This window comes from Micromonospora sp. CCTCC AA 2012012 (assembly GCF_040499845.1).
Lineage (GTDB): Bacteria > Actinomycetota > Actinomycetes > Mycobacteriales > Micromonosporaceae > Micromonospora > Micromonospora mangrovi.
In genome coordinates this window covers 1,921,022-1,940,714 of record NZ_CP159342.1, presented here as the reverse complement: position 1 = coordinate 1,940,714, position 19,693 = coordinate 1,921,022, and the positions used below count along the sequence as shown (strand labels likewise).

Here is a 19,693-nt window from a genome sequence, read left to right as displayed (position 1 = left end):
CGCTCGGCTGCGGGGTGCCGGCCGGCACGGGGCCGTCCCGGCCGGCCAGCCCGGTTTCGATGAGGATGGACGTCAGTCGCCGGTCGTGCCGTCGATCTGCTCCCGGAGGATGTCGGCCTGGCCGCAGTGCCGTGCCAACTCACGGATCATGTGGACGTAGATGTAGCGGAGGGACACCCTGCCCAGGCGGGGATGCGGCACGGTGTCGTCGAGGGCGAAGCCGGCTGCGATCCGCCTCGACCGGTCACAGACCGCGGCGTACTCCGCGATGACGTCCGCGACCGTCTCGTCCGGGTCGACCTGCCAGCTGGCGTCGTCACCGGACGAGTTGCCGCTGATTTGTTCACGCGGCCGCTGCTCCAGGCAGTGCTGGAACCAGTTCCGCTCAACGGCGGCGGCGTGGGTGACGAGACCGATGGGCGTGGTGAGCGAGGGCACCAGGCGCCGGCGGGCGTCATCCTCCGACAGCCCGCGGAGCTTGGCGATGATGACATCGCGATACGCGTCGATGAAGGCTTCCAACAGCTCGCGCTCCGGAGCCGTGCTGGCGAGTTCCTCGCTGTCCAGCGGCCGGGCATTCGTCACCTCGACACCCTAGCCCGCTGACGTTCCGTTCCCGACCTGTCGGGATCGGCAGGACAGGCCCTGGCTGTCGCGGCCCGCGTACGCGGCGAGCACCCCGTCGACCACCCGCTCGGCGAAGGCGGCGTCGAGGGTCGCCCCGGAGACGGCGCGGCGGTGGAAGAGTGGACCGGCCAGCTGGTCGAGCACGTCGGCCGGGTCGGTGTCGGCGGGCAGCTCACCCCGGGCGATGCCCCGCGTGATGGCGTGCAGGATCACGGCGTGCCGGGCTTCGGCCTCCCGGCGGTGCAGGGCGGCGAGCTGCGGGTCCCGCTCGGCGGCGTCGATCAGCGCGAACATCAGCCCCGCCGCCGGGCCGGTGGACAGCGCCCCGGCGAGGCCGGTGACCAGGTCGAGCAGGTCACCGCGGAGCGTGCCGGTGTCGGGGTCGACGGGCGCCCGCCGGACGGTGTCGAACGCGTCCAGCACCAGGGCGCCCTGCCCGTCCCAGTGGCGGTAGATCGTCGTCTTCGCGACCCCGGACCGCTCCGCGACGGCCTCGATGGTGGTGCCGGCCAGGCCCCGCTCGGTGAGCAGGCCGAGAGCCGCCGTGATGACCGCGGCGCGGGTACGCCGTACCCGTGGATCGGTTGTCCGGTCCATCCGCCCCACGCTCCGTCCCCGCCCGGGCGGTGGCGCCTACCGCCACAGGTCCCGATGCTCCTGGACATACTGCCGCAGCGTGCGGGGCGGCCGCCCGAGCAGGCGCGGCAACATGGGGTCGATCCTTTCGGCCTGCCCTCGCCGCAGGCCGGTGTGCAGCACCGTCTGCACCAGCGCCTGGACCAGGGGAGCGTCGCGTCGGCGCAGGTGGCGCAGGTATCCCGCGACGCTGGCCGGCTGGTAGCGGACCGGTCGGCCGAGCGTCTCGGTGAGCACCGCCGCCACCTCGTCGAAGTCGAGTGCCTCGGCACCGGTCAGGGTGTAGCCGGCCCCGGCGTGGGTGGTGGGATCGGCGAGGACGACGGCCGCGACGTCCCCCAGGTCCCGGGTGTCGACGAAGGCGGCCCGTCCGCGCCCCGCGGGAAGGTAGATCCGGTCGTCCTCGCGGATGTCCCGCCGGTAGGCGTCGGCCAGGTTCTGCGCGAAGAACCCCGGCCGCAGGATCGTGTACGGCAGCCCGGAACCCCGCAGGTGGGTCTCCACCCGGTGGTGCGGGACCACGACGTTGGTGTCCGCGCCGGTGACGGAGGAGAACACCACGTGCCCGACGCCGTGCCGGACGGCGGCGTCGACCAGCGCGTTGAGGGTCGGCCCGACGCGGGCGATCTGCGGCGGACGCAGCAGGAACAACCCCTCGGCACCGGCCAGGGCCGGGTCGAACGTGCGGGGGTCACCGAAGTCCAGACGTACGGCGGGGACGCCGGGGAACCGTTGGTGCAGCGCGTCGAGGTCCGGGCCGGCGACCCGTACCGGGATGCCGGCCGCGCCCAGTGCGCGGGCGACGGCGCCGCCGACGTTTCCGGTCGCGCCGGTGACCAGCACCGGGGCCGTCATCGCTGCTCACCCGTCAGGTCGAGATAGACCAGCGCGAGCCCGTCCCGACGGGCCGCGTCGGCGAGTTCCTCGTGGGTCGGTGTCCGGGGCACGTTGATCCGGATGCCCATCCGTCGGCCCGCCCGCTGGTGTCCCACCTCCTCGATCAGGCGGTGGTAGACCTCCGCGACGCGCTCCGGTTCCTCGACGAGCCGCGCCCGGGCGGCCCGGCGGCGGCCGAGGAGGGTCACCGCGACGTCCGGTCGGTCGCGCAGGTTGACCCGCCACGGCGAGTTCGTCAGCACCAGCAGCTCCCCGCCGCCGGCCTGCCGGTACGCCACGGGGAACACCAGCTCGCGGCCGGTGCGCCGCCCGGTCACGTGCAGCAGCAGCAGGTGCCGGCCCACCCGACGGGCCCGGGACGGTGTGGACAGCAGCCAGCGCATGACGCGGTTGACGACCCGGTACGGGGCCTTGGGAGGCCGGATCCGCTGCACGGGCGGCCGGGAGGAAGAAGCCATACCCGTACCGTAACGCTACGGGACCGTAGCGAAAAGCCGGGCGGTGTCCCGGAGCGGAGGGCGGTCAGCGCGACGGCGCGATGCCGTCCAGCCACCGCTGGTGCCAGTGCCGCAGCGACCTGCTCAACCACCGGCGGGCCAACCGGGGCACCGGCCCCGCCTGGGTCTCCTCCGTCACCACCCGGGTGCCACCCGCCTCCGGCACGAGCACCCACCGGTGATGTCCCGACGAGCCGAGGGCCCGGCCCGTCCAGCCGAGCACCCGGCCGGGCTCCCACCGGTCCACCACACAGCTCACCCGCACGTGCAGCGTGGTCCAGCGGAACCGGACGCCGGGGCCCAGCTCGGCCGCGCCGGCGAGGACGACCCGGCGCGCGTTGGCGTACCAGGACGGCCAGGCGGTCGCGTCGACCAGGCGCGCCCAGACCGCCTCGGGCGGCAGCGGCACCCACGCCTCGTTACGGACGTGAAGGGGGGTCCGGGCCGGTTCGAGACCGGCTGGCCACGCGGGTGCGGTCACCGCAGGTCCCGCAGGACGGTGCCCGGCGTGGTCAGCGCCACGTCCGGCCCGTGCACCTCCGCCGGGGTACGGAAGCCCGGGCGGGCGGCGCCGGCCGCGGTCCGCGCCAGCAGCTCCACCGCCGTGTAGGCGCTGTACCGGTACGGGTCCGGCCCGCGCAGCACCGCCTCGGCCACCGCGCCGGCGGCGTCGACGGCGAGCCCGTGCACCAGGCTGCTGCCGGCGTCGAGCTGGGCGGGGGTCGGTCCCTCGGGCACCCGGCGCAGCAGGGCGGCCCGTACCCGGCGACCGGCGGACGAGCCGAGCAGCCACGGCGCGGCGGGGGCGACCCGCAGCGCCAGCCGCAGCGGGGCCGGCACGGCGAAGAACGTCGACACGTCGGGGATCCCGGTGGACCGCCCCGCGGAGACCACGTCGGCCCGCCACGGGTTCACCACGACCCGTACCGGCCGGCCGTCGGGACGGATCCGGCGCTGCGCGGTGCCGGCCCGGACGGGCACCAGGCGTCCGTCGCGGCGTTGCACCCCGGCGTCGCCCAGACCCGCCAGGAGCGTGCCGAGGGTGCCCTGGGACACCTGCCCGGTGGTCACGAACGACAGTTCCAGCCGACGTGCCGAGGGCAGCCGGCCGGCGAGGTGCACGGCCACCGCGTCGGTCGGTACGACCCCGAAGCCGACGCCGGGCATCGCCATGACGCCGGCGCGCACCAGCTCGTCGTGCCGCCGCTGCACGTCGAGGAACTCGGCCGCCTCACCGGCGAGGTCCAGATAGTGGGTGCCGGTGCGGACGCAGGCGTCCAGCAACGGGCGCTGGGTCGCGGCGAAGGGTCCCGCCGCGTTCACCAGCACGGCCGCGTCGGCGAGCAGCCGGTCCAGCGCCGCCGGGTCGTCCAGCGACGCCGCGTGCACGGGGGTGTCGAGCCCCAGGGCGGCCAGCCGGTGGGGGTTGCGGCCGGCGAGCACGGGACGGAGCCCGCGCTGGACGGCGAGCTGGGCGACGAGCCGACCGGCGTAGCCGGTGGCGCCGTAGATGACGAGCGGGTCCATTCCTCGACCCTCCCCCCGGCACCGTCCCGGTGTCCAAGAGACGACGCCTCCCGACCGATAGGAGACTGCTATTCGCCCGGGTCAGCGGGGGGCCTGCCCCGGCCCGGCCGGGGTGACTACAGTCGCGGTCGTGGACCTGGACCGGGTGACGGCGTTCGTCGTCGCGGCCGAGCGGATGAACTTCACCGTGGCCGCCGAGGAACTCGGCCTGGCCCAGCCGTCGCTCTCCGCCCGGATCCGCGCGCTCGAGGCCGACCTCGGCGTGGAGCTGTTCTCCCGGCGGCGGCGTCAGGTCGCGCTCACCCCCGCCGGGCACGAGTTCCTCCGCCATGCCCGCGCCCTGCTGGCCCTGGCGCAGGAGGCGGTCCGGGCGACCCGCCGGGCGGCCCACCCCGGCGACCTCGACCGGCTGGTGATCACCACCCTCGCCGCCGGGGTCGACGAGCTGAAGGCCGGTGCCGTGCTCGCGCTCGGCCGGGAACTGCCCACGCTGCGGGTGAGCCTGACCGGGGCGTCGTTCCTCGATCACGTGTCCGCCGTCCGGGACGGCCGCGCGCAGGCCGGTTACCTCTGGCCGCCGTACACCCCGGCCGCCGTCGCGGGCCTGCACCTGGAACCCGTCCGATGCTGGCCGCGGGTGGTCGCCCTGCCGGCCGGCCACCCGCTCGCCGCGCGGCCGGACCTCGCCGTGGCCGACCTGGCGGAGGAACCGCAGGTGCCGCTCCCGGACGGCGTCGATCCGCTGTTCCTGCGGACGTGGCGACTGGTGCCCGAGCCGCGGATCGGCGCGGGGGAGCCGATCGCCGACGTCGCGGCGCTGTTGCAGGCCGTCGCCGCCGGGGTCGGCTGCTGCCCGGTGCCGGCGCTGCTCACCAGCACGGCAGCCGTGCCGGGCGTGGTCTTCGTCCCGCTGCGGGACGCGCCCACGGCCACGCTGGCGCTGGCCTGGCGGTCCGACCTGCCCGACGCGGTGGACACGGCCCTGCGGCGGGTCGCCCGCGCGACGCCCTGAGGTCGAAGGGGGAAGCCCCTTGCGCTGTCGGAGGGGACTGGCATGGTGGAGGCATGTGCAGGAACATCCGCGTGCTCCACAACTTCGCACCGCCGGCGACCGACGACGAGATCGAGGCCGCCGCCCTCCAGTACGTGCGGAAGGTCAGCGGCGCGACCCGGCCCTCCGCGGCCAACGAGGAGGCGTTCGACGAAGCGGTCCGCGCCGTCACCGCCGCCACCCGGACCCTGCTGGAGAGCCTCGTGACGAAGGCGCCCGCCCGCGACCGGGAGGTGGAGGCGGCGAAGGCCCGGGCCCGCGCCGCCGAGCGGTACGGCCGACCGGCGTCCGCGCCGAGCTGACCCGTGGCGCTGCCCGGCGGATGACCGTGGCGCCCTGCGCGGTCGGCCGTTATGATCAGCCGCGATGAATCCTTCTCTCAGATTGGGGGCCCGATTCGCGCAAGGTGAGTGCTGATGCGCTCCCTCGCCGCGAATGCGGAATCCCGTCTCTGCCTGTGGCTTCGGGTACGTGAGTACGCCGTCCCGCCCACGATGATCGAAACCGCGACCGCTCGTCGTCGCCTCGGCGACTGGGCCGGCGCCTGCGCGGCCGCCCGCGTCGACGTCGACCTGGACCTGCGGGCCACGGCCCGCCGCCACGGTCACGAGCTGACCGCCCGGCTCCGGGACGACCTCCGGCACCTGGCACCCGACCTGCTGCGGTGGCACCTGCCGAGGATTGCCCCCGACGGGCTGCTACGGCCCGGGCTGACCGTCTCACTGGCCCGGTACGCCCCACCGGACGGTGCCGCACCGGTGCACCTCGTGGCCCGGACGGCACCGGCGTGGGCGGACGCGGGCCAGCGGATCAGCCTGGCCCTGTGGACCGCGTCCGAGGTGGACCGGCGCCCGCACCCGCATCCGCGACCCGACCGGCGGTTCCGCCTCGACCTGCACCGCCACCTGTGGGACGCGCGCCGGACCGACGAGCTGCGGATCCGGACGGGCGCGCCGCCGGCCGACGTCGGGGACCGGGATCCGGCGTGGCAGGCGCTGCGCGACGACGGGTACGCCGTGCACCGGTGGGCGGCCGAAGCGGCACTGCTGCTGCGGGCCGACGGGCTGACGGGTTCCGCCGTCACGGTGCGGCTCGGGCCCCGACGCCGGCACGTGCTGGACCTCGCGGCCGGGAGCGGGCACCCGCCCGGCGCGGGGTCGGCGCGGGCCGGCCTGGTCGCCGCGCTGCCGGTGCTGCCGGACGCCGCGACCTGGTCGGCGCCGGACGGGGAGCTGCTACGCCGGGGCCTGATCGAGGTCGACCGGCTGCACCCGCTGGTGGCGTCGGCCCTCGTACCGGATCGCCCGGCGGTCGGCGTCGCGGCGGCGGCCGTCCGGGAACCGGCGGGGCCGCCACGGCTGGTGACGTGCCGCGGGGAGCTGCACCGGATCGGCCTGGTGGACGGGACGCTCGCCGCCCTGGACCACGACCCGGCGGAGATCCGCCGGGAGGAGCTGCTGGCCGCGCTGACCGGTACGCCGATCGCCTGCCTCCAGGCGATCGACCAGGCACACCGCCGTCCGGAGAGCCTTCCCGACATCCGTACCCGCCTCGACCACGGGGACACCGCGGGCGCGTTGGCCGCCGTCGAGGCCCTGCTCGGCCCGGACGCGCTGCTGCGCACCGGCAGCCTGCGGGACGCGCTGGAGAGCGCCGCCCAGCGGCGGGTCACCCACGGGCTGTTCCGGGCCGGGCTGACCGGACGCGGTCCGACCTCGTCAGCCGAGGACCGACGGTCCAAGCGGCGGCAACGCTCCCACCCGCGGCACACGCACGCCCGCTGACCAGCGGCCTCTCCCGTCCGACCGGCCTCGGCCGGCCACCCTCTCGACCTCACAGGTGATTCCCATGCTTCCTGGCTCCTGCCTGACCGACGACCCGACGCAGCTCGATGTCGCCGCCGACCTGCTCGCGCTGCTGCGCGACACCGCCACCGAAACCCGCGCCGACCCGCAACTGGAGGCCCTGACCCTCGCGGTGGCGGCCGACCTGCCGGTGCTGCTGTGGGGCGAGCCGGGCATCGGCAAGACCGCCGCGCTGACGCAGCTCGCCGCCGCCCTGGAGCTGCCGCTGACGACGGTGATCGCCAGCGTCCACGAGCCGTCCGACTTCTCGGGCCTGCCGGTCGTCGGCGACGACCCCGCCGCCCAGGGCGTCCCGATGGCGCCACCGGACTGGGCGGTGCGCCTGGTCCGCGCCGGCCGCGGCCTGCTGTTCCTGGACGAACTGTCGACCGCGCCGCCCGCCGTGCAGGCCGCCCTGCTCCGCCTCGTCCTCGAACGGCGCGTCGGCAGCCTGCGCCTGCCGGCGCAGGTGCGGATCGTGGCCGCCGCCAATCCGCGCAGCTCGGCGGCCGACGGCTGGGAGCTGAGCCCACCGCTGGCCAACCGGTTCGTGCACCTCCAGTGGGCCCACGACCACGAGGTCGTCGTACGCGGCCTGGCCGGCACCTGGCCCCGCGCGACCCTGCCGCGCCTCGACCCGGCGCGACTGCCGGACGCGGTCGCCTTCGCCCGCCGTGCCGTGTGCGGACTCCTCTCGGCCCGACCGACGCTGGTGCACCGGCTGCCCACCGGCGAGGCCAACCGTGGCGGCGCGTGGCCGTCGCCCCGCAGCTGGGAGATGACGCTGCGGCTGATCGCCTTCGCCACCGCCGCCGGCACCTCCCGGGAGGTCCTGTCGATGCTGGTGAGGGGCACCGTGGGGGACGGACCGGGCCTGGAGCTGCTGGCGAGTCTCGACCGGCTGGACCTGCCCGACCCCGAGGTGCTGCTGGCCGACCCGGACGCCGCCGCGCTGCCCGAGCGGGGCGACCTGCGCCAGGCCGTGCTGGACGCCGTGGTGGAGGCGGTGCGCCGACGCCCGGACCGGGCCCGCTGGGACGGGGCGTGGCGGGTGCTGGCCCGCGCGGTGGAGACGGGCGCCCCCGACCTGGTGGTCGTACCCGCCGCCACCCTCGCCCGGCTCCGGCAGGAGGACTGGGACGTGCCCCCGTCGATCGAGCGCCTCGCCGGTACGGTCACCCTGTCCCGGCGGGCCGACGAGGTGGCGGCCGGGGTCACCGCGGTCGCGGGCACCGGCCGATGAGCCCCGCGCAGGCGACCCTGGACCGGGAGAAGCTCTTCACCGCCCGGCTGCACGCCGCCCGGGTGCGTCCCTACCTGGCGACGGCGCTCTTCGCCCTGCACGTGGTCGAGTCGCGGCGGGTGCCGACGATGGCGGTGGACCGCCACTGGCGGTGCTACGTCTCACCCGTGTTCGTGGCCCGCACACCCGTGGCGGAACTCGCCGGGGTGTGGGTGCACGAGGTCTCGCACCTGCTGCGGGACCACCACGGGCGCGGCGACCGGGTCGCGCGGGAACAGGGGCTGACCGGGCCGGGGGAGCGGCTGCGGATGAACATCGCCGCGGACTGCGAGATCAACGACGACGCGTACGGCGAGGGGCTGACCCGGCCCGCAGGGGCCGTCGAACCGCGTACCCTGCGGCTACCCGAGGGGCAGCTGATGGAGGACTACCTGCGGCAGTTCCGGCTCGGGCCCCGTACCCAGGACTGGGCCTGGCTGGACTGCGGCAGCGGCGCCGACGGCCTGGACCGCGAGTGGGACCTCGGCCCGGACGGCGCGCACGGCCTCACCGCGCAGGAACGCGACGCGGTGCGGTTCCGGGTGGCCGAGGGCATCACCGGCCGACCGGGAAACGTGCCGCAGGGCTGGCGGCGGTGGGCGGAGGAGGCGTTCCATCCGCCGCAGCCGTGGCGGGACCTGTTGGGCGCGGCGGTCCGCTCCGCGGTGTCGGCCGCCGGGGTGGGCGAGGACTACACCTACGGCCGGCCGGCGCGGCGCTCCGCCGGGCTGCCCGGCGTCGTCCTGCCGGCGCTGCGTCGTCGGCCGCCGCGGGTCTGCGTCATCATCGACACCTCCGGCTCGGTCAGCGACGCCGAACTGGGCAGCGCGCTGCTCGAGGTGGCCGCGATCACCCGGGCCGTCGGCGGTCGCCGTGACCTGGTCAGCGCGCTGCCCTGCGACGCCGCCGCCGACACGGTGCTGACGCTGTGCCGCGCCGAGGACATCCCGCTGATCGGGGGCGGCGGCACCGACCTGCGTACCGGATTCGCCCGGGCGCTGCGGGACAGGCCGGCGCCCGACGCCATCGTCGTGCTGACCGACGGGCAGACGCCCTGGCCGGTCTCGCGGCCGGCGTGCCGGACGGTCGTCGGCCTGTTTCCCCGGGCCCGCCGGTGGAACGAGGACGATCCCGACCACGTGCCGGATTCCCCGCCGGAATGGGCGCGGGTGGTCACCATCGGGGCCGGTCCCGCCGCCCGGTGAGTCGACGTCCGACATCCTCGATGCGATCCGGCATCAGCTCGACGGGGGGCATCGAGAACTTCTCGCATCCTTTACCGTCACCAGCTATGACCCACCCGTATCAGGTGCCGCCACCGCCGAAGCGGCACACGCTGCGAACCGTCCTGATCGTCACCGGCGTGGTGGCCGTGTTGTGCTGCGGTGGCGCCGGCATCGGCGGCTTCTTCCTCTTCAAGGGAGTCAAGGGCGCGACGGATCCGGCCCAGCAGGCCGCCGAGTCCTTCGTGAGCGACCTTGAGGCCGGGGACGCGGACGCCGCCTACGATCTGCTGTGCAGCGGCACGCGCGGCCAGTATGCGAGGGACGCGTTCGGTCAGGGCATCGCCAAGCAGCCGAAGATCCGCAGTCACGAGGTCGACGGTGTCAACGTGTCGAACGTCAACGGCCGCACGTCGGCGACGGTGAACATGGCGCTGACGCTGGACAGCGGGTTCACGGACCAGCACGTGTTCAGGCTGGTGAAGGAGGATGGCGCCTGGAAGGTGTGCGGCCAGCCGTACTGAGCCCGCGCGCCTGCCGGACGTGCCCGGACCAGCGCATCCCGTCCGCACGACGGCCGGCCGCACCGCTTCGGCGACACGGGTCCCGGTCACTGGTCCGGTCGGCGGGCGCAGGACGGCCGCTGTCCGGGGACGGGTCGGGCACTATCGTGCTGACGTGCACATCCGTTTCGACGTCCCCGCCGACCCCGCGTACCCGGGCCGGGTGGCCGCTGCGCTCGGCAGCGTGCGGCTGCGCAGGTACCGCATCATCGGCGCGGTGCTGGCGGTGGTCGGCGTGATCGGTGTCGTCGCGTCCCGGGCGTTCGCGTCGGGCGTCCGCGTCTCGCCGCTGTGGATGGCGATCGCCCTGGCCGGCGTGCTGTCGATGGCCTACCCGTCGTGGGTGCGGTGGCGGGCCCGGCGGCGCTCCGGTCGCTACGCGGTCGAGGGCGGCTACGACATCACCGACGACAACATCATGATGCGCAGCGGCTCGGAGTCCGGTGGTATCGCCTGGGACGGGGTCGCCCAGGTGCGGGACAGCGGCGAATTCTGGATCGTCTACGTCGGCCGGATGCCGGCGACGGTGATCCCGCGTCGCCTGATGTCCGCCGAGGACGCCGAGACGCTGCGCGCCTTCATGACGGAACGCGGACTCCTCCCACCCCGGTGAATCCCGGGGCGAAAAATCTCGGAGAACCGGACCCGTAGGTGTCGATTGCGGGTCGGTCCCGTTCGTGGTCCTGGTGAGACACCGGCACCGAGCCGGTCCCACACCTGCTGGAGGACCCGATGAACCGCACCGCGACCCTGACCCGTACCGCCCCCGCCGTCGGTTCGCTGATCGGATTCGGCGTCGCCGCCACGGCAGCCGCGAGCGTCGCCACCGTGGCCGTCGCCGCCGTCGGGCACGCCGCCGGGATCAGCCTGGAGGTGGGCGGCGCCCCCATCCCGGTCCCGGGATTCGGCGTGCTGACGGCGGTGTTCTCGCTGGTCGGCGTGGCCCTCGCCGTCGTGCTGGCCTACCGGGCCCGCAACCCGCGCCGCGCGTTCGTGCGCACGACGGTGGTGCTGACGGCGCTCTCCCTGGTCCCGGACGTGATCGCGGACGCCGGCCTGGCCACCAAGGTGCTGCTGATGGTCACCCACCTGGTGGCCGCCGCGATCGTCATCCCGGCCGTCGCGCGTCGCCTCGCCGGTTGACCCGACACCACCCGCCCTCGCCCGATGCCCGTCCCGCCGATGGCGGTCACCGCATGACGAGGGCGGGTGGGAGGTCGACGACGGTGCCTCAGGGTTGGGCCTGCACCGACGCCAGGGACCGGCGCAGGTGGGCCCGTTCGGCCTCGGTCCCGGCGAGGTCGAGCGCCAGCCGGTACGCCGCCGCGGCCTCCGGCAACCGGCCGAGCCGGCGCAGCAGTTCCGCCCGCGCCGCCGGGTAGGGGTGGTGGCCGCGCAGCCGGGGCTCGGCGGCCAGCTCGTCGAGCAGCGCCAGCCCGGCCTCCGGCCCGTCGCGCATGGCCACCGCCACCGCCCGGTTCAGGGCGACGACGGGGGAGGGCGCCAACGCGAGCAGGACGTCGTAGAGGGCCACCACCTGGGGCCAGTCGGTGGTCGCGACGTCCGCCGCCTCGTCGTGCAGCGCGGCGATCGCCCCCTGCACGGCGTACACCCCGGGTGGCCCGCCGGTCAGCGCGGCGACCACCAGGCCCCGCCCTTCCTCGATCATGGCGCGGTCCCACCGGCTGCGGTCCTGGTCGTCGAGGAGCACCGGTTCACCCGTCGGCCCGGTCCGCGCCGCGCGGCGGGCGTGGACCAGCAGCATCAGCGCGAGCAGGCCGGTGATCTCCCGCTCGGCGGGGAGCAGCCGGCGCAGGATCCGGGCCAGCCGGATGGCCTCCTCGGCGAGGTCGATCCGTTGCAGGTCGGCGCCCGCGCTGGCCGCGTACCCCTCGGTGAAGATCGAATAGAGGACCTGGAGGACTCCCGGCAACCGGCCCGGCAGCTCGTCGGCGCCGGGTACCCGGAACGGGATGCGGGCCACCCGGATCTTGTTCTTGGCCCGCACGATCCGTTGGGCCATCGTCGCGGGCGGGACCAGGAAGGCCCGCGCGACCTCGGCCGTCGTCAGCCCGGCCAGGCAACGGAGGGTCAGCGCGGTACGGTCCTCCGCCGCGAGCGCCGGATGGGCGCAGGTGAAGAAGAGCCGCAGCCGCTCGTCCGGCAGGTCGTCCTCCGCGCCGGGCGCCGGGGAGCCGGCCGCCCGGTCCGCCTCCACCTGGAGGACGGCGAGCCGGGCGGCGTACGTCTGGTCCCGCCGGAGCCGGTCGACGGCCCGGCGCCGGGCCGTGGTCAACAGCCAGGCGCCGGGCCGGGCCGGCACGCCGTCGACCGGCCAGTGCCGCAGCGCGGCCTCGATCGCCTCCGAGGCCACGTCCTCGGCCAGGTCGAGATCGCCGAAGCGCAGGACCAGGGAGGCGAGCAGTCGGCCCCGCTCCTCACGGAAGACGGCCTCCACCGACGACGCGACGTGCGACGTCGTGGCGGGGTCGGCTGCGTCCGCCACGGTGGTCAGGCCTGGAACTCGGCGACCGGCCGCACCACCACCGACCCGACGCGCGCGCCCGGGCAGCGCGCGGCCCAGTCGAGCGCCACGTCGAGATCGGGTACGTCGATGACGTAGTAGCCACCGAGGACCTCGCGGGTCTCGGCGAACGGGCCGTCGGTGACGACGCGTTCGCCCGCGCGGTCGACCCGGACGATCGTGGCGGTGGTCAGGTCGGCCAGTGAGTGTCCGGAGACGTGGATGCCCGCTTCCCGCACGGTCTTGTCGTAGGCCATCCAGTCGGCGAAGGTGGGCCCGTCACCCGTCGGGTCCTCGGGCTCCTCGGTGGCGGCACTCAGGATGAGCAGCATGTACTTCACGGTCCGGCTCCTGTCACGTGTCGAGCGTGGCTTGCGTACGACATCACGACGAGCGGGCGGCGGCCCCGTCGACATGCCGCCCGGACTTTCTTCCGCCGGCCGCCTCCGGCGTGGATCCGGTCGGCCGGTCAGCGCCCGGTGAAGGTGGCCCGGCCCGGTCCGTCGGTGAGGAACGACCGCACCGCGTTCGGCAGGTCCTCGGTGCGGTACAGGTCGGCGGCGATCGTCGTCACGTGCCGGTCGGCCTCGGCCACGCCGCCCCGGGCGAAGTGGTCGAGGACCGCCTTGGTCGCCGCGTGCGCGCGGGTCGGGCCGGCGGCGAGCTGCGCGGCGAAGGCCCGCGCGGCGTCGTCGAACCCGTCGTCGGGCAGCACCCGGTTCACCACGTTCCAGCGTTCCAGGGTGGCGGCGGAGTAGCGGTCGCCGGTCATCACGAACTCCTTTGCCCGCCCGACCCCGGCGCGCGCGGCGAGCCGCTGGGTGCCGCCCATGGTGGGGGTGAGCCCGACCACCTTCTCCACCAGCCCGAAGCTGGCCCGCTGCGCGGCCAGGATCAGGTCGCAGGCCACGGCCACCTCGAACGCCCAGGTCAGGCAGAGCGCGTGGGCGGCGAAGACGGTGGGGAAGGGGTACGCGGCGATCCGCTCCGGCAGCGCCAGCATCCGGTCGAAGAGCACCTTCGCCTGCTCGGGGGAGTGCTGTGCCGCGAAGAGGTGGACGTCGACGCCGGCGCTGACCACCCGGCCGTCGAACCGGATCAGCAGGGCTCGGGTGTCGTCGGGCAGCCCGTCGAGAGCCGTGTCGACCTGCGCGTGCAGGTCGAGGGTGTAGAGGTTGAGCGGCCCGGCGTCGACGGTCAGCACGGCCAGCCCCGAGGGCTCGACCTCCAGGCGGGCCAGGGCACTCGGTTCGCTCATCCGGGCAGCGTAGCCGGGCGGTACCGGACCCGGTGACGGCGACCACGCCAATTCCGGAAATCTGCTTCGTCAGCCGTTCGGTTGATATCGCGGCAACCTTTGGTCTAGTGTGGCTGGCACGGACGGCGCTGCTGTGAAGCCGCTGTCGCCGCAGACGGGAAGGACAGCATGATCACCACGATCGCCGCGCAGACCAGCACCACCGAGGTCAGCAGCACCCGGGTCTCGGCGCACGAGTCCCGCGCCACCGAGCTGATGACGGCGCTCTCCGCGCTGCCGGAGGGTCACCCGGACCGGCCGGCCCTGCGTAACCAGGTGATCGAGGCGTGGCTGCCGCTCGCGAACCACCTGGCCTTCCGCTACAGCGGCCGGGGCGAGCCCAACGGCGACCTGGCCCAGACCGCGGCGCTCGGTCTGATCAAGGCGGTGGACCGGTTCGACGCCTCCCGCGGCGTCGACTTCGCCGGCTTCGCGATCCCCACCATCCTCGGGGAGATCAAGCGGCACTTCCGCGACCGCACCTGGAACATCCGGGTGCCGCGTCGCCTCCAGGAGCTGCGGCTGAAGATCTCCGAGGCCAACAGCACCCTCACCCAGACGCTGAACCGGGCGCCCACGGTCGCCGACATCGCCACCCACCTCGACGTCACCGAGGAAGAGGTGCTGGAGGGCCTGGAAGGCGCCCGCGCCTACAACGCGGTCTCGCTGAACACCCCGATCGGTGACGGCGAGAGCGCCACCGAGCTCGGCGACACCCTCGGCAGCCAGGACGACGAGTACGAGCTGGCCGAGCTGCGGGTCGCCCTCGGCCCGGCGCTGGCCACCCTCGACGAGCGCGAGCAGAAGATCCTCACGCTCCGCTTCTACGGCAACCTGACGCAGAGCGAGATCGCCGCCCAGGTCGGGGTGTCCCAGATGCACGTCTCCCGGCTGCTCGCCCGCGCGCTGACCAAGCTGCGCGGTCAGCTCGCCGACTGCTGATCTCCCGGCGGCTCCCGCCGCCACCCGGCCACCAGCCGCCGCCCACCGGGTTCCCTCCCGTCGGGCGGCGGCTTCGTCCTGCCCACCGCCCGGTCGCCTGTCCCGGACGCTGCCGCACCAGCGCTCCGCCCGGCGCGGCTGCGCCATTAATTGTCCTTGTGCATACTTGCGCGGTTGACGGTGTGCCGGACGGGGCGTCCGGCCGTGGGACAGAGGCGGTAACGGTGGTCGAACAGACGGTCCCACGGCGACGTGACCAGGGCACCGGCGCGGGCGGTCCGGTCGCCGACCCAGGGCTGCGGCAGTTGCTGGCGGGTCTGACCGCGGTACGCGACGGCGACTTCGGCACCCGCCTCCCCGAGGACGCCGACGGCCTGCTCGGCGAGATCGCCACGGTCTTCAACGGCATGGTCGACCAGCTGTCGCTGTTCACCTCCGAGGTGACCCGGGTCGCCCGCGAGGTGGGCACCGAGGGGCAGCTCGGCGGTCAGGCCGAGGTGCCGGGCGTCTCCGGCACCTGGAAGGACCTGACCGACTCGGTCAACGCCATGGCCGGCAACCTCACCGACCAGGTCCGCGACATCGCCGAGGTGGCCACCGCGGTGGCCCGGGGTGACCTGTCGCAGAAGATCACCGTCGACGTGCGGGGCGAGATCCTCGAACTGAAGATCACCATCAACACGATGGTGGACCAGCTCTCGTCGTTCGCCGACGAGGTGACCCGGGTGGCCCGGGAGGTCGGCAGCGAGGGCCGCCTCGGCGGTCAGGCCGAGGTGCCCGGCGTGGCCGGCACCTGGCGTGACCTCACCGACTCGGTCAACTTCATGGCCGGCAACCTCACCAGCCAGGTCCGCAACATCGCCCAGGTGACCACCGCGGTGGCCCGGGGTGACCTGTCGCAGAAGATCACCGTCGACGCCCGCGGCGAGATCCTGGAGCTCAAGAGCACCATCAACACGATGGTGGACCAGCTCTCGTCGTTCGCCGACGAGGTGACCCGGGTCGCCCGGGAGGTCGGCACCGACGGCCGGCTGGGCGGTCAGGCCCAGGTCAGCGGCGTCGCCGGCACCTGGCGCGACCTCACTGACTCGGTCAACTCGATGGCCGTCAACCTCACCGACCAGGTCCGCAGCATCGCCCAGGTCGCCACCGCCGTGGCCCGGGGTGACCTGTCGCAGAAGATCACCGTCACCGCGCACGGCGAGATCCTGGAGCTGAAGAACACCATCAACACGATGGTGGAGCAGCTCTCGTCGTTCGCCGACGAGGTGACCCGGGTCGCCCGGGAGGTCGGCACCGAGGGTCGCCTCGGCGGTCAGGCCGACGTCAAGGGCGTCTCCGGCACCTGGAAGGACCTCACCGAGTCCGTCAACGTCATGGCGGACAACCTCACCGCCCAGGTCCGCAGCATCGCCGAGGTCACCACCGCGGTGGCGAAGGGCGACCTGACGCAGAAGATCCGGGTCGACGCCCGGGGCGAGATCCTGGCCCTGAAGGAGACCATCAACACGATGGTCGACCAGCTCTCCGCGTTCGCCGACGAGGTGACCCGGGTGGCCCGCGAGGTGGGCACCGAGGGGCGGCTGGGCGGTCAGGCGCGGGTCTCCAACGTCGGTGGCACCTGGAAGGACCTCACCGACAACGTCAACGAGATGGCGAACAACCTCACCAACCAGGTGCGCTCCATCGCGCTGGTCGCCACCGCCGTCGCCCAGGGCGACCTGAGCCGGCAGATCACCGTCGAGGCCAAGGGCGAGGTCGCCGTCCTCGCCCAGACCATCAACACGATGGTCGGCACCCTCGGCGCGTTCGCCGACGAGGTGACCCGGGTGGCCCGTGAGGTGGGCACCGAGGGGCGGCTGGGCGGTCAGGCGCGGGTGCCGAACGTCGCCGGCACCTGGAAGGACCTCACCGACAACGTCAACTCGATGGCCAACAACCTGACCGGCCAGGTCCGCAACATCGCCCAGGTCACCACGGCCGTGGCGCAGGGCGACCTGACCCGCAAGATCGACGTCGACGCGCGCGGCGAGATCCTGGAGCTGAAGACCACCATCAACACCATGGTCGACCAGCTCTCCAGCTTCGCCGCGGAGGTCACCCGGGTGGCCCGGGAGGTCGGCAGCGAGGGCCGCCTCGGTGGGCAGGCTGAGGTCGAGGGCGTCTCCGGTACGTGGAAGCGCCTCACCGAGAACGTCAACGAGCTGGCCGGGAACCTCACCCGGCAGGTGCGGGCCATCGCCGAGGTCACCAGCGCGGTGGCCACCGGCGACCTGACCCGCTCCATCACGGTGGACGCCTCCGGCGAGGTCGCGGAGCTGAAGGACAACATCAACTTCATGGTGGAGTCGCTGCGCGAGACCACCCGTACCAACGAGGAACAGGACTGGCTCAAGACCAACCTGGCCCGCATCTCCGGCCTGATGCAGGGCCACCGGGACCTCGACGTCGTCGCCGGGCTGGTGATGAACGAGCTGGCTCCGCTGGTCGCCGCGCAGCTCGGCACGTTCCTGCTGGTCGACGACGGCCCGGCGGGGACGGGCCTGCGGGTGGTCGGCGGCTACGGCCACGATGCCACCCGCCGCCGCTACGCCCTCGGCGAGTCGCTGGTCGGGCAGGCCGCGGTCAGCAAGCGGGCGATCGTCGTCGACACCGTCCCGGCCGACTACGTCACCGTCTCCTCCAGCCTCGGCGCCGCCGCCCCGCTGCACCTGGTGGTGCTGCCGATCCTCTTCGAGGACCAGGTGCTCGGCGTGATCGAGCTGGCCAGCATGAACCGCTTCACCGAGATCCAGCGGGACTTCCTCGACCAGCTCACCGAGACCATCGGCGTCAATGTCAACACCATCGTCGCGAATGCCCGTACGGACGTGCTGCTGACCGAGTCGCAGCGCCTCGCCGCGGAGCTGCGGGCCCGGTCGGAGGAGCTGCAGGCCCGCTCCGAGGAGCTGCAGCGCTCCAACGCGGAGCTGGAGGACAAGGCGGAGCTGCTGGTCCGGCAGAACCACGACATCGAGACCAAGAACTCCGAGATCGAGCAGGCCCGACAGGAGCTGGAGGCGCGGGCGCAGCAGCTCGCGCTCGCCTCGAAGTACAAGTCCGAGTTCCTCGCGAACATGAGCCACGAGCTGCGTACGCCGCTGAACTCGCTGCTCATCCTCGCCCAACTGCTGGCCCAGAACCCCAGCCGGAACCTGACCGGCAAGCAGGTCGAGTACGCCACGGTCATCCACTCGGCCGGCACCGACCTGCTCCAGTTGATCAACGACATCCTCGACCTGTCCAAGGTCGAGGCCGGCAAGATGGACATCAACCCGGAGACGTTCGACCTCTCCGTCCTGCGCGACTACGTCGACGCGACCTTCCGCCCGCTGACCACGCCGCGCGGCCTGGAGCTGGACATCAGCACCGGTCCCGACGTCCCCACCCGGCTGCACACCGACGAGCAGCGGCTGCGGCAGGTGCTGCGCAACCTGGTCTCCAACGCGGTCAAGTTCACCGAGCAGGGGCGGGTGCAGCTGCGCATCGAGCGGGCCCGCCCCGACGAGCTGCCCGGCGGCTTCCCGACCGACGGTGACGTCGTCGCGTTCCGGGTGATCGACACCGGCATCGGCATCGCGGAGCAGCACCTGACCGCGATCTTCGACGCCTTCCAGCAGGCCGACGGCACCACCAGCCGCCGCTACGGCGGCACCGGGCTGGGGCTGTCCATCAGCCGGGAGATCGCCCAGCTGCTCGGTGGGCAGATCACCGCCCGCAGCGTGCTCGGCCAGGGCAGCACCTTCACCCTGTACCTGCCGGCCACGGTCACCGGCGCGCACGCGGTCGACAACCCGGCGCTCCCCGTCGCCGGTCAGGCCATGGAGCCGGACGCCCACCGGTGGGTGGAGCTGCAGCAGCGCCGGCTGCTGGTGCTCGAACCGCACGACAAGGGGCTGCTGAGCCTGCTGACCCGGGCGGTGGCTGCGGAGACCGGCGCGAGCGTGGACGTCTTCACCGCGGTCGACGTCTCCTCGGCGGTCGAGGCCTTGGCGGCGCACCGGCACCACCTGCTGGTGCTGCACCTGGACGCCACCGAGGACAGCGGCACCGCGCTGCTGAAGGCGGTGCACGACGACGCCGGCCTGCGCGGCGTCCCGGTGCTCGCCTACCACGGCCAGCCTCTGGCGCCCGGGCAGGAGGCCCTGCTCCAGTCCCTGGCGAACGACCGGCCGCTGGAGATCCTGCGCAGCCTGGACGACCTGCGCGAGCGGATCGCCCTGCACCTGACGGCGGAGTCCCCGGAGCGGGTCGTGCCGTTCCCGCTGCCCAGTCACGACCGGGCGGCGGTCGCCGACCCGTTGGCCTCGGCGCTGGCCGGGCGGAAGGTGCTGGTGGTCGACGACGACGCCCGCAACGTCTTCGCCCTGACCAACATCCTGGAGCTGCACGGCCTCGACGTGGTGTACGCCGAGAACGGCCGCAAGGGTGTCGAGACGCTGATGCGGCACGACGACATCGACCTCGTCCTGATGGACGTGATGATGCCGGAGATGGACGGCTACGCCGCGACCGCCGCGATCCGGGCCATGCCGCGCTACGCCGACCTGCCGATCATCGCGGTGACCGCCAAGGCCATGCACGGCGACCGGGAGAAGAGCATCTCCTCCGGCGCGAGCGACTACGTCACCAAGCCGGTCGACGCCGACGACCTGCTGCACTGCATCCACCGCTGGCTGACCAGCTGAGCGACGAGGCGGCGGCGACCCCTGCGCAGGGGTCGCCGCCGCCTCGGGCGCGCTCG

19 protein-coding genes are annotated in these 19,693 nt (G+C 74.0%); 10 read left to right on the top strand and 9 right to left on the bottom strand.

What is annotated here, in order from left to right:
• Positions 1-72: 72 nt before the first annotated feature.
• From ABUL08_RS08925 to ABUL08_RS08900, 6 genes are all read right to left on the bottom strand, one after another.
• A complete protein-coding gene (locus ABUL08_RS08925; RefSeq protein ID WP_350936343.1) occupies positions 73-585 on the bottom strand; it encodes a DinB family protein in 513 nt (170 codons plus the stop codon).
• A gap of 9 nt (positions 586-594) precedes the next feature.
• Positions 595-1,224: a TetR/AcrR family transcriptional regulator gene (locus ABUL08_RS08920; RefSeq protein WP_350936342.1), complete on the bottom strand. Its 630-nt coding sequence runs from the start codon at positions 1,222-1,224 to the stop codon at positions 595-597.
• Positions 1,225-1,260: 36 nt separating this feature from the next.
• The gene (locus tag ABUL08_RS08915) at positions 1,261-2,118 is read right to left on the bottom strand and encodes an SDR family oxidoreductase (RefSeq protein WP_350936340.1); all 858 of its coding nucleotides are present in this window, start codon (positions 2,116-2,118) and stop codon (positions 1,261-1,263) included.
• Entirely contained in the window at positions 2,115-2,618 is a 504-nt protein-coding gene (locus ABUL08_RS08910; protein ID WP_350936337.1) for a nitroreductase/quinone reductase family protein, read from the bottom strand. Before ABUL08_RS08910 ends, ABUL08_RS08915 begins: the two co-directional genes overlap by 4 nt.
• Before the next feature lie 64 nt (positions 2,619-2,682).
• Positions 2,683-3,138: an SRPBCC family protein gene (locus ABUL08_RS08905; protein WP_350936336.1), complete on the bottom strand. Its 456-nt coding sequence runs from the start codon at positions 3,136-3,138 to the stop codon at positions 2,683-2,685.
• A complete protein-coding gene (locus ABUL08_RS08900; protein ID WP_350936334.1) occupies positions 3,135-4,184 on the bottom strand; it encodes a saccharopine dehydrogenase family protein in 1,050 nt (349 codons plus the stop codon). The genes ABUL08_RS08905 and ABUL08_RS08900 overlap by 4 nt, the downstream gene beginning before the upstream one ends.
• Before the next feature lie 130 nt (positions 4,185-4,314).
• Here ABUL08_RS08900 and ABUL08_RS08895 point away from each other — a divergent pair, with 130 nt between their 5' ends.
• The 8 genes from ABUL08_RS08895 (at position 4,315) to ABUL08_RS08860 (ending at position 11,290) form a co-directional block, all read left to right on the top strand.
• Positions 4,315-5,196, top strand: coding sequence for a LysR family transcriptional regulator (locus ABUL08_RS08895; RefSeq protein ID WP_350936333.1), 882 nt, complete (start codon positions 4,315-4,317; stop codon positions 5,194-5,196).
• Positions 5,197-5,249: 53 nt separating this feature from the next.
• On the top strand, positions 5,250-5,537 hold the full coding sequence (locus tag ABUL08_RS08890; RefSeq protein ID WP_350936331.1) for a DUF2277 domain-containing protein: 288 nt from the start codon (positions 5,250-5,252) through the stop codon (positions 5,535-5,537).
• Between the two features lie 114 nt (positions 5,538-5,651).
• Positions 5,652-7,019, top strand: coding sequence for a hypothetical protein (locus ABUL08_RS08885; RefSeq protein ID WP_350936328.1), 1,368 nt, complete (start codon positions 5,652-5,654; stop codon positions 7,017-7,019).
• Between the two features lie 64 nt (positions 7,020-7,083).
• Positions 7,084-8,322, top strand: a complete 1,239-nt coding sequence (locus ABUL08_RS08880) for an AAA family ATPase (RefSeq protein ID WP_350936327.1) — start codon at positions 7,084-7,086, stop codon at positions 8,320-8,322.
• Positions 8,319-9,566 (top strand): vWA domain-containing protein, encoded by a 1,248-nt coding sequence (locus ABUL08_RS08875; RefSeq protein WP_350936325.1) that lies wholly within the window; start codon positions 8,319-8,321, stop codon positions 9,564-9,566. Before ABUL08_RS08880 ends, ABUL08_RS08875 begins: the two co-directional genes overlap by 4 nt.
• An 86-nt stretch (positions 9,567-9,652) precedes the next feature.
• On the top strand, positions 9,653-10,108 hold the full coding sequence (locus tag ABUL08_RS08870) for an Rv0361 family membrane protein (protein WP_350936323.1): 456 nt from the start codon (positions 9,653-9,655) through the stop codon (positions 10,106-10,108).
• Positions 10,109-10,262: 154 nt separating this feature from the next.
• Positions 10,263-10,760: a YcxB family protein gene (locus tag ABUL08_RS08865; RefSeq protein ID WP_350936321.1), complete on the top strand. Its 498-nt coding sequence runs from the start codon at positions 10,263-10,265 to the stop codon at positions 10,758-10,760.
• Between the two features lie 119 nt (positions 10,761-10,879).
• Positions 10,880-11,290: a DUF6069 family protein gene (locus ABUL08_RS08860; protein ID WP_350936320.1), complete on the top strand. Its 411-nt coding sequence runs from the start codon at positions 10,880-10,882 to the stop codon at positions 11,288-11,290.
• An 88-nt stretch (positions 11,291-11,378) separates the two neighbouring features.
• Here ABUL08_RS08860 and ABUL08_RS08855 read toward each other — a convergent pair whose 3' ends face one another.
• The 3 genes from ABUL08_RS08855 to ABUL08_RS08845 form a co-directional block, all read right to left on the bottom strand.
• Complete coding sequence (locus ABUL08_RS08855) at positions 11,379-12,653, bottom strand: RNA polymerase sigma factor (protein WP_377522658.1); 1,275 nt, start codon at positions 12,651-12,653, stop codon at positions 11,379-11,381.
• Between the two features lie 5 nt (positions 12,654-12,658).
• Complete coding sequence (locus ABUL08_RS08850) at positions 12,659-13,003, bottom strand: YciI family protein (RefSeq protein ID WP_377522746.1); 345 nt, start codon at positions 13,001-13,003, stop codon at positions 12,659-12,661.
• Positions 13,004-13,140: 137 nt separating this feature from the next.
• On the bottom strand, positions 13,141-13,929 hold the full coding sequence (locus ABUL08_RS08845) for an enoyl-CoA hydratase/isomerase family protein (RefSeq protein ID WP_350936316.1): 789 nt from the start codon (positions 13,927-13,929) through the stop codon (positions 13,141-13,143).
• Positions 13,930-14,184: 255 nt separating this feature from the next.
• Between ABUL08_RS08845 and ABUL08_RS08840 the strand changes: the two genes are divergently transcribed.
• Entirely contained in the window at positions 14,185-14,910 is a 726-nt protein-coding gene (locus ABUL08_RS08840) for a SigB/SigF/SigG family RNA polymerase sigma factor (protein WP_350938560.1), read from the top strand.
• Between the two features lie 224 nt (positions 14,911-15,134).
• Positions 15,135-19,637 carry a HAMP domain-containing protein gene (locus ABUL08_RS08835; RefSeq protein WP_350936315.1) on the top strand — a complete coding sequence of 1,501 codons (4,503 nt, stop codon included), beginning with the start codon at positions 15,135-15,137 and terminating at the stop codon, positions 19,635-19,637.
• Positions 19,638-19,693 lie beyond the last annotated feature (56 nt).